This window comes from Aequorivita sediminis, assembly GCF_032080575.2.
Taxonomy (GTDB): Bacteria; Bacteroidota; Bacteroidia; order Flavobacteriales; family Flavobacteriaceae; genus Aequorivita; species Aequorivita sediminis.
Window position 1 is genome coordinate 70593 of sequence record NZ_JAVLSO020000010.1, and the last position, 9570, is coordinate 80162.

General features: G+C 34.3%; 8 protein-coding genes and 1 riboswitch. Of the genes, 2 read left to right on the forward strand and 6 right to left on the reverse strand.

Features of this window, described 5'->3' with window-relative positions; translation table 11 throughout:
* Positions 1-6: 6 nt before the first annotated feature.
* The 5 genes from RT250_RS12585 to RT250_RS12605 form a co-directional block, all read right to left on the reverse strand.
* Complete coding sequence (locus tag RT250_RS12585; RefSeq protein ID WP_313115155.1) at positions 7-693, reverse strand: SIR2 family NAD-dependent protein deacylase; 687 nt, start codon at positions 691-693, stop codon at positions 7-9.
* Between the two features lie 12 nt (positions 694-705).
* On the reverse strand, positions 706-1425 hold the full coding sequence (locus RT250_RS12590; protein ID WP_313115156.1) for a hypothetical protein: 720 nt from the start codon (positions 1423-1425) through the stop codon (positions 706-708).
* A 67-nt stretch (positions 1426-1492) separates the two neighbouring features.
* Positions 1493-1861, reverse strand: a complete 369-nt coding sequence (locus RT250_RS12595; RefSeq protein ID WP_313115157.1) for a hypothetical protein — start codon at positions 1859-1861, stop codon at positions 1493-1495.
* A 198-nt stretch (positions 1862-2059) separates the two neighbouring features.
* The gene (locus tag RT250_RS12600) at positions 2060-2707 is read right to left on the reverse strand and encodes a hypothetical protein (RefSeq protein ID WP_313115159.1); all 648 of its coding nucleotides are present in this window, start codon (positions 2705-2707) and stop codon (positions 2060-2062) included.
* 52 nt (positions 2708-2759) lie between these two features.
* A riboswitch (SAM-I-IV-variant riboswitch) is annotated at positions 2760-2855 on the reverse strand.
* Between the two features lie 395 nt (positions 2856-3250).
* Positions 3251-4408, reverse strand: coding sequence for a THUMP domain-containing class I SAM-dependent RNA methyltransferase (locus RT250_RS12605; protein WP_313115161.1), 1158 nt, complete (start codon positions 4406-4408; stop codon positions 3251-3253).
* A gap of 58 nt (positions 4409-4466) precedes the next feature.
* On the opposite strand from RT250_RS12605, the gene RT250_RS12610 reads away from it, so the two are divergent.
* Positions 4467-5198: a class I SAM-dependent methyltransferase gene (locus RT250_RS12610; RefSeq protein ID WP_313115162.1), complete on the forward strand. Its 732-nt coding sequence runs from the start codon at positions 4467-4469 to the stop codon at positions 5196-5198.
* On the forward strand, positions 5198-5866 hold the full coding sequence (locus tag RT250_RS12615) for a ZIP family metal transporter (RefSeq protein ID WP_313115163.1): 669 nt from the start codon (positions 5198-5200) through the stop codon (positions 5864-5866). The genes RT250_RS12610 and RT250_RS12615 overlap by 1 nt, the downstream gene beginning before the upstream one ends.
* On the opposite strand, the gene RT250_RS12620 is transcribed toward RT250_RS12615, so the two are convergent.
* The gene (locus RT250_RS12620) at positions 5863-8322 is read right to left on the reverse strand and encodes a helix-turn-helix domain-containing protein (RefSeq protein ID WP_313115164.1); all 2460 of its coding nucleotides are present in this window, start codon (positions 8320-8322) and stop codon (positions 5863-5865) included. The two genes, RT250_RS12615 and RT250_RS12620, sit on opposite strands and share 4 nt — an antisense overlap.
* Positions 8323-9570 lie beyond the last annotated feature (1248 nt).

Below are 9570 nucleotides of genomic sequence, written 5' to 3' on the forward strand. Positions count from 1 at the left end.
CAAGGATTAAGGCAGATACTCTTCGACCAACAGCTTTACCCCTGTTGTGGCTTTTTCTTTAATTACCAATAAATTTATACCTTCCTCTACATCAGGCTTTATGTCAATATAAACTGTTTGAGCATCCACAGGAACAGACAGTAGCAATGATCCCGCCGGTTGCACCACCATTGAAGTACCAACAATTACAAATAAATCTGCCGTTTCAGCTATTGTAATGGCTCTCTCAATTTCAGTAACATCTTCGCCAAACCATACAATATGTGGTCTTAATTGACCTCCATCGGCTGCCAAATCACCAACTTGGATATCTTTAGTGTACGGGTAAATAAGATTTTCATCTTTAATACTTCTACATTTTGTCAGTTCACCGTGCAAATGCAAAACATTTGTAGAGCCCGCTCTTTCGTGTAAATTATCTACATTTTGTGTGATGACAGAAACTTCATATCTATCTTCCAATTCCGCAATTAACTGGTGCGCTAGGTTTGGTTGAGCATTTTCAACTGCCCTACGCCTTTCATTATAAAAATCCAATACAAGTTGTGGGTTTTTACTAAAGCCTTCCATAGACGCAACGTCTTCAACTTTATGGTTAGACCAAAGTCCGTTGTTATCTCTAAAAGTGGGAATACCACTTTCCTGACTAATACCTGCACCGGTAAAAAACACAATGTGATGTTTATGCTTCATAAGTTTGTTTTTCTATATAGTAATTACTTTTTTCCCCACTAATTTTATCTTCTTGGCAAAGGAGAATGATTTACCGTTGTATATAGCACTATAATCTAAATCTCTTTTTATTAGCTCATCCTGAAGTAGCATTATATCGCTTTGCATTTCAATACTAAAATGTCTTCGCCCAACGTACGTATTAAACAATTCGATAAGCCCTGAATTGTCAAGTTCAAGCAGTTTTTTCATATACTTTAATCTAGATTCTGGTACAGCCCCATGTTTCATTTTGATATTTCTTAACACAGATTGCTCTGGTTTCTGTACAGCTATTTCTTTCCATACATTAAATTTAACGATTGGAAAATCAATCTCTCGAACCTCCTTCTCAACCTTTTCCTTATACCAGACGAAGTTCCCATCCGCTTTAATCAAGCTTCCTAACCAAGGAATATTCTTACAAGCAGGATGAGCTTGATTAAGGTAAGGTGTAGATATATCTTCAGCACCATGTATTAACTCTTCATCAGCAAATACATAATCCCGTTTATTTACGAACCCCAAGGGACAAAGCTGATTTTCAACAATTTGCAAAAGGTTGTACGGTGGAGAGGCCATTTCAGCTAAAATTAATAGTTTCCCATTAGTCTGTCCATTTAAATCAAAATTTGATATAAAGTCTTTCAATGTTCCAAACTTCTTGTTGACCGACGCTACATTTATTATTAGACTTGAAAAGACAATGGGCATCTGGTCGTTATCTAGAAACTCATGCCTATTTTCTAATGTATTATTATTATTTCTCATAAATTCAACTTTATTCCATCAAATTAATTTTTTCACATTTAAATGCCTCATAATCTTTACAATATTGGCTTTCTCTATTCCACAATACCATATACTTAGTACGAATTTGTATTCTACAATAACCTTTACCCAAATTCAAACTAAACCCTTTTCCAGAGAAGTTAAGTTTTTCATCAAAATACCAAATCACATAGGGTGAAACATCTGTGAAATCTAATAAAGCCACGACATTCTCAGCCGGTAAGCATAATAAATAAGGAAATTTATCTTGGGTAATGATTTCTGATTCATCAATGGTATCTTTTTCTATAGAAGAGAAAAGCACTTCAATTAGTTGTGAGGTTTTTGAATTGCTTAATTTAACACTAGTGGGATTCATATTCTTAATTAATTATTAGTTGTTGTGATTTTGGTTGATAAATACTCTTTTATGGTACTACCCTTTTTATAGGTTATATAATTGTAGAGTATTAGTAAACTTCTTGTTTATGCAGGAGATTTGATTAGTATAGCGCAATCTAAATTGCTTTAAAACATCTCGTATAGATTCAGTCTGCTATAACTTGCCTAAACTTTTCTACATCCGTAGGTGATAAACGTTGGAATTGTTTTTCTTTATTCCGTTAAACAAGAAACCACCCATTTCTGGTATATCTTCAACTAAATCAAAGGAGAGGCATTCTTTAAGAAGGTTTTCGAAGATTAAAGTGAACGAGAAAATTGTCCCAGGCTTAACAAAACACCAGTTAGGATATACTGCGATATTTTCGCTAAATAGCATTTTAGACTTCCTTGCCGTCTGATGGCATTTTAGGTAAGTGTTATTCCAAATTCGCATTCTTTGAACATCGCGATATGGTCCCAAATCGATATCAACAATTACCTGAGACTCAGTTTCTGTTTGTGTAGAAAACATTTTCTTTATCTCCTTGGCGATTTGAATTTTTGGGTCTTTTTTCTCTACGCTTAAATTTGAAATTTCAAAACCATCATTAATTCTTAAGACAGTGTTTTTTAATTTAATCGGGATTTTATTAAATCGCTTGATAATAGCTAAATCCAAAGCTATTAAATGTAAAGATTGTAAATGTACGCCCTCAATATTGGCTTTAAGTGTAGTTTTATAGCTGTCTATGAGTTCTTCATCAGACAAGTTTTTAAAAACTTCTAAGAAGTTTAAATTATGCAATTCTCTCTTTTTTCTGCTTAATAAAAAATGTTCCATAATAGATTTAATTAAAAAATTAAACCATTACAAAAAAACAAATGAAATGTGTAGGATAACATATTTTTCCTGGACCGGCTCATCGTTTTAGCACCTTCGCCTGTTTAGGCAGGTTGCTGTTTCAATTAAGAAACTCGTAATGATAATGCATAAATACGATTTATTTTTAAATAAAACAAGAATAAATTATGGTTTTCGCAATAGATAATAAAAACCTTTTTATATAAAGCGCCCAAGTTGCAATAAAGCTATAGCGGGTTATATAGATTTTGGGAACTTTATTCTATACCCAAAACCTAAGGTAATTGCTGAGCCAGTTTGCAGTGATATTGCAGATATAATAAATTGTCAGGTAAAGTTAAAAAATTGCTTTTCAATTATAGAAGAGAAGTGAGTCAAAAAATATGTTCAAAGGAAACTTCAATCATTAACTAATTCCTAAGCCAATAACCGTTTTCACTAATAATTAAGAAGGCGATATTTTAGAAATAGACTAAAATTTTGTGAAGGAAATTTTCCTAAGTAGGAAATTATTATAAAATTTTATTGCTTAGACGCTTTTCTACTTCCTTCATACATTTCGTATCGTACAAGTTTGGATTCTAGTTTTCCGTTAAACAACTTAATTTTTCTCGAAGGACGTAGTCCAACAAATTTAAGCGCTTCCATATTTGAAGTAATCATCCAAGCCTGAGTTCCAGGATAGCCACGCTTTAAAGTATTCCCAATAGAGCTATAAAACTCTTGAATATCATTTACAGATATTCTTTCATCATAAGGTGGGTTGAAAACCATATACAACGACTTTTCGCCTTGTTTTTCACTTTCGAAAAAATCTTGTTGTTTTACCTCAATAAATTCTTGAAGATTTGCACTTTTTATATTCTCCTTAGTTTTATGAATAGCAACAGGATCAGAATCAAAGCCATAAATTTTATGCGGGAAATCACGAACTTTTTTAAGAGCTGCTTCCTCTATTTTCTCATATAAATCTACATCAAAATCAGGCCAAGTTTCAAAGCCAAATTCCTCACGATTCAAGTTTGGTGGAATATTACAGGCTATCATTGCAGCTTCAGTCAACATAGTTCCACTCCCACACATCGGGTCTAAAAAGTCACACTGCCCTTGCCAACCAGATAGCATTAAAATACCTGCAGCTAAAACTTCATTTATCGGGGCAAGAGTACTTTCTACTTTATAACCACGTTTGTGTAATGATTCCCCAGAACTATCTAATGAAATAGTACAGATATTACGATCTATATGCACATTTATTCGTAAGGTAGGGTGGTCTAAATCCACATCTGGCCTAACTCCTTCCCTATCGCGAAAACGGTCAACAATAGCATCTTTTGTCTTTAAAGCGATATACTGAGAATGTGTAAATACATCTGAAAAAACAGTAGCATTAACTGCTAAGGAACCTTTTACGTCCATATAGTTTTCCCAAGGCATCTCATAAACTTTTTTATATAAATCTTCTTCTGTGAAAATATTAAAAGCTGTTATTGGCTTCAGAATTTTAATTGCAGTACGGCAGCATAGGTTAGCTTTATACATAAAGCCAGTGTCTCCTTCAAAGGAAACATTTCGGGTCCCTAATTCAATAGAAGACGCTCCTAATTGACGAAGTTCCTGAGCCAGTAGCTCTTCCATCCCGTATAGGGTTTTAGCTACCATTTTAAAATTCTTTCCCATAATATATAATCAGTTTTACTGCAAAAATACAGTATTTTAGCAGTGTGAAACGATAACTATGCAAAAAGAAAAAAACAATTGGTACGCTTCCTGGTTTAACACGCCATATTACCATATTTTATATAAAGATAGAAATCACAGAGAAGCGGCGTTGTTTATGAACACGCTTACTAAATATTTAAAATTAAAAAAGAATGACAGTATTTTAGATCTAGCCTGCGGGAAAGGCAGACATTCAAAATACTTATATCGACAAGGTTTTAATGTAACAGGAGTAGATCTTTCTGAGGAAAGCATTGCTTACGCTAAACAATACGAAAAACCCAGACTCCATTTTGAAGTTCACAATATGTGTTTACCATATCCAAAAAAGTTTGACGCTGTATTTAATCTTTATACAAGTTTTGGTTATTTTGAAAAAGAAGAAGATAACTTAAGAACAATTAAAGCAATAAAATATGAGCTAAAACCAAATGGACACGGAGTTATAGACTTTTTAAACGTCGATCTGGCTATTAAAAAATTAATTCCTTCAGAAAAAAAAGAAATTGGTGGAATCTTATTTGATATTGAAAAATATGTTGAAGATGGTTATATCATAAAAAACATCCGATTTAACGATCAAGGAATTGATTATTCATTTACTGAAAGGGTAAAAGCTTTAAGGCTAAAAGACTTTAAAGACTACTTTGATAAGGCAGGAGTAACGTTAAAAGCAGTTTTTGGAGATTACAAACTCAATAAATTTGATGAAAAAACCTCAGAAAGATTAATCCTGATTTTTAACTAATGAATTATATTTTACTTTTTTTAGCCGTAGTTATAGGTTACATAGTCGCACTTTTCTTGAAGAAAAAGGAAATGCGCAATATGGAAGTTTTCCTAGCTTTTAGCGGTGGATTTCTTTTATCCATAACAGTTTTTGAATTGTTACCACACGTATTTGAAGACCATTCTAAAAGTATTGGTGTATATATAATGCTAGGTATACTTTTGCAGCTATTTTTAGAATTTTTCTCAAAGGGGGCCGAACATGGACATATTCATTTGCATTCCGAAAACAAACATTTCCCTTGGATACTCTTTATAAGTTTAGGCATACATGCCTTTATGGAAGGTTTTCCAATTTCGGAAGAAAACAATTTACTAACGGCTATTATTATTCATAAAGTGCCTGTTGCCATTATTCTATCTTTCTTTTTTATTACCGCTGGCTATAAAAGATCGACTACATTGTTATTTCTATTCTTTTTTGCTTTAATGACGCCTCTTGGAAACTATCTCTCGACTCATTACGATTTCTTCCATAAGTATGAAACACCAATAACAGCGATAGTAATAGGGATCTTTTTACACGTTTCAACAACAATTCTTTTTGAAAGTTCTAAAAACCATAAGTTTAATCTCTCCAAAATGACAGCAGTAATCCTAGCGGTGATCATTGCTTATTTTATTTAATGTACTTCAGAAGTATTGCCTTGAGGTTTCCCGTCTTTCTCGAATTGAAGTGCATTGGCTACCATTCGTAAGTCGCCATAAGTGAACTTATCATCAATTTTGCTTTTTAAATCGCCGAAACCCTTGTAGTCTTCGGTTTCCATTATTCTTTTGAGTTCGAGATACTTATTCTTAGACATTAATTCAGTAATGTTTATTTTACCCGTAAGAAGAAAAGCGCTGAGATGCCTTTCAATAGTACCCACGGTAAAACCTCGTTCTTTAGCAATTTCAGCAATGCTCATTCCAGATTTGAATAACTTGAAAGAGATTTGTTGTGTTTCACTTTTTCTAGGAACCAATTTCGTTTCATTTTTTGACTCTATTGCGTTTTCTTCACAGTACTTATTAATTACTTCCAAGATTGCCGCACCGTATTTTTTAAGTCGAACTTTTCCAATGTCCGATATTTGCTGCAATTGCTTTACGTCTGTTGGCAATACTTCGCACATTTCAAAAAGCGCTTTTTGGGTAAAAACTTGATAGGGCGGAATAACTTCTTCTTCCGAACACATGGTGCGGAGTTCTCGTAGCAATTCAAATAATTTATAATTGTCAGTTGAAGCGAAAAAGTCCGATTTTTTGCGTTTTGGTTTTTCTACTTCCTGTAGTGAAGCTTTAGCCCGCAAATCGAGGTATTTAGAAGTATTGAAACCATCTTTTAAACCTTTAAAGCAATACTGTTTTACAGCTATCAATTCCTCCAAATTATTAAGCTGTTTTGAAATATCTTCATTAATTGCTTTGTTTTCTGTGGTAAAATTTAAATCTGATAAAGGTTGTATAACAAAATCTTGCAAGTGCTTTTCAAAATAAAAAATCGCCTTTTTAAAGCGTTCCTGTAACTTAACATTACCTTCTGGAGCTTCGTGTTCACTTAAGTGTTTTAACTGATTTTGGAAATTCGTGTTAACCTTTAAAAGTTTGGTCACACCTTTTTCTTTTAAAATGCCTAATTGATCGAGTAGATTACCATTAATGCTGCCGTTATTTTTAAAATAGATATCTAAAATTCTACTAACTGGATGCAAAAAAGCATGGAAATTGAAAATGTCGTTAATCAAGTTAAATTGATACGCTATCTGCGAAATTTCCAAAATAGAAGAATCTGGCTGGTTCTCTTCGGCATTTTTACAAAAGGAAGCAACTTCCAGGTTGTTGATAATGCTTTTTTGGGAGAACGGACCGGTTAGAACGATTCCTTCCAAAGTTTTGCACCGGCTTAAAGCTACATAGGTTTGTCCGTGGGCGAAGGCTTCTTGTGTATCGATAATTACTTTTTCAAAAGTGAGCCCCTGACTTTTATGAATAGTTATAGCCCAAGCCAAACGCAGCGGAATTTGTTTAAATAAACCCATTTCATCTTCCAATATTTCCTTTGTCTCTGGATGGATGGAATATTGAATATTCTTCCATATTTCTGGAATAGTAACAATATCAAAATCATCGCCGGGACATCGCACTAGCACTTCATTTTCGTCTAAATCGACCACAGTCCCAATCTTTCCGTTGAAATATCGCTTTTCCGGAGAGCTGTCATTTTTAACGAACATAACTTGGGCTCCTACCTTTAGCTCCAGCTCTGAATGAGTGGGATAGGTATATGCGGGAAATTTTCCATCTACTTCTGCGTCGTAAATAAAGCTTTTCGTTTCTAGCTTTTTCAATTCTGCAGAATTTATTCTGTCGGCTCTATTATTGTGGGTAGTTAAAGTAATATACCCAGCGCCGTCTTGAGCAGAGAAATCGGGAATAAACCGTTTGTTGAGTGTTTCGTAGGATTCGTGAGTTAAAGAGTCATTTCTAATTTCGTTCAATACTTTTATAAAACTCTCACTTTCCTGTCTGTAGATGTGCTTCAATTCAATGGTAAGCGTATTCGAGGCCTGAAAAGAGTTACTTCCAAAGAAAAATCCTGTACTGTAGTATTGTTTTAAAAGCTGCCATTCATCGTATTTTATTACTGGTGAAAGTTGTTGTAAGTCGCCAATCATCAAAAGTTGGGCGCCGCCAAAAGGTTTGCTTCTATCTCTAAACCTGCGCAAAACCTGGTCTATGCCATCGAGTAAATCGGCACGCACCATACTTACTTCATCAATAACCAACAAATCTAAAGACTTAATAATATTGATTTTCTTTTTACTGAATTTTTTAGAGAAAGAATTGCTTTTCTTATTTGCAGACTCGGGCAAGATGGGACCAAATGGCAACTGAAAAAAAGAATGAATAGTCACCCCTCCTGCGTTGATAGCCGCCACTCCGGTAGGTGCTACAACTGTCATTCTCTTTAAGGAACCTGTTTTTAATCTATGTAAAAACGTAGTTTTTCCCGTCCCAGCCTTCCCGGTCAGAAAAATATTCCTATCGGTATAATTGACGAAGTTCCAAGCCAGATCGATTTCAGGATTCTCAATCATAACTAAAAAATTGTGGAGGAGATTAGTGTATTTATGTTATTAAATATAATGAATATAGTGTGGAAACAAAATTGGAAATTAAAATCTAGAGGTTATAGGTTGCATCAATAATAGTCTAGCCTTAAAATAATTATTGAGTTCATAGCAGTTTTACAAGCTTTAATCGATATGAGGTAGATAGTTGGAATGAAATATAAAATATAATGGATTTAGGTGAATTATTCTGTGATTATAGTAGAATAATTAATCCTTGATTTACAATAAGTCTAATAATGTTTAAGTGAATCTTTTCAAACATAATAGACTATTCGTGATAGAAACGGCAGAGGTGACAATAAAGATTCTAACCATATTTTAATTTTCTAGCTCACCGCCCCTACCACCCACGCTGTGGGGGTGTAGGGTATTTCAGTTTAGGGCAAAAATAAGTTCTAATCACCTCCAGTAATAACAAAGCTTACAAAAAAAGAAAGACGGCTTAAGGAGTAAAAACGGTTCTTGCGGGGTTACTTGGGTAACACTGCAATTACCACCCACGCTCAATTTAGGGCAGAAATAAGTTCTAATCACCTCCAGTAATGATAAGGCTTATAAAAAAAGAAAGGCGGCTTAAGGAGTAAAAACGGTTCTTGCAGGGTTACTTTAGGTAACACTGCAATCACCACCCACGCTTAATTTTGGGCAAAACGAGTTTTAATCACCTCCAGTAATGATAAGGCTTACAAAAAAAGAAAGGCGGCTTGAGGAGTAAAAACGGTTCTTGCAGGGTTACTTGGGTAACGCTGCAATCACCACCCACGCAAAGTTTAGTACAAAAGAAGTTTTAATCATCTCCAATACTTTAAGGCTTATAAAAAAGAAAGGCGGCTTGAGGAGTAAAAACGGTTCTTGCAGGGTTACTTTAGGTAACACTGCAATCACCACCCACGCTGTCAGTTTAGAGCAAAAAAAGATTTAAAAACTCCAGATCTAAAAGGTTTACAAAAAAAGAAAGTCGGCTTGAGGAGTAAAAACGGTTCTTGCAGGGTTACTTGGGTAACACTGCAATCACCACCCACGCTGTCAGTTTAGAGCAAAAAAAGATTTAAAAACTCCAGATCTATAAGGTTGATAAAAAATGAAGGCGGTTTAAGGAGTAAAAACGGTTCTTGTGGGGTTACTTGGGTAACGCTGCAATCACCACCCACGCTGTCAGTTTAGAGCAAAAAAAGATTTAAAAACTCCAGATCTAAAAGGCTTACAAAAAAA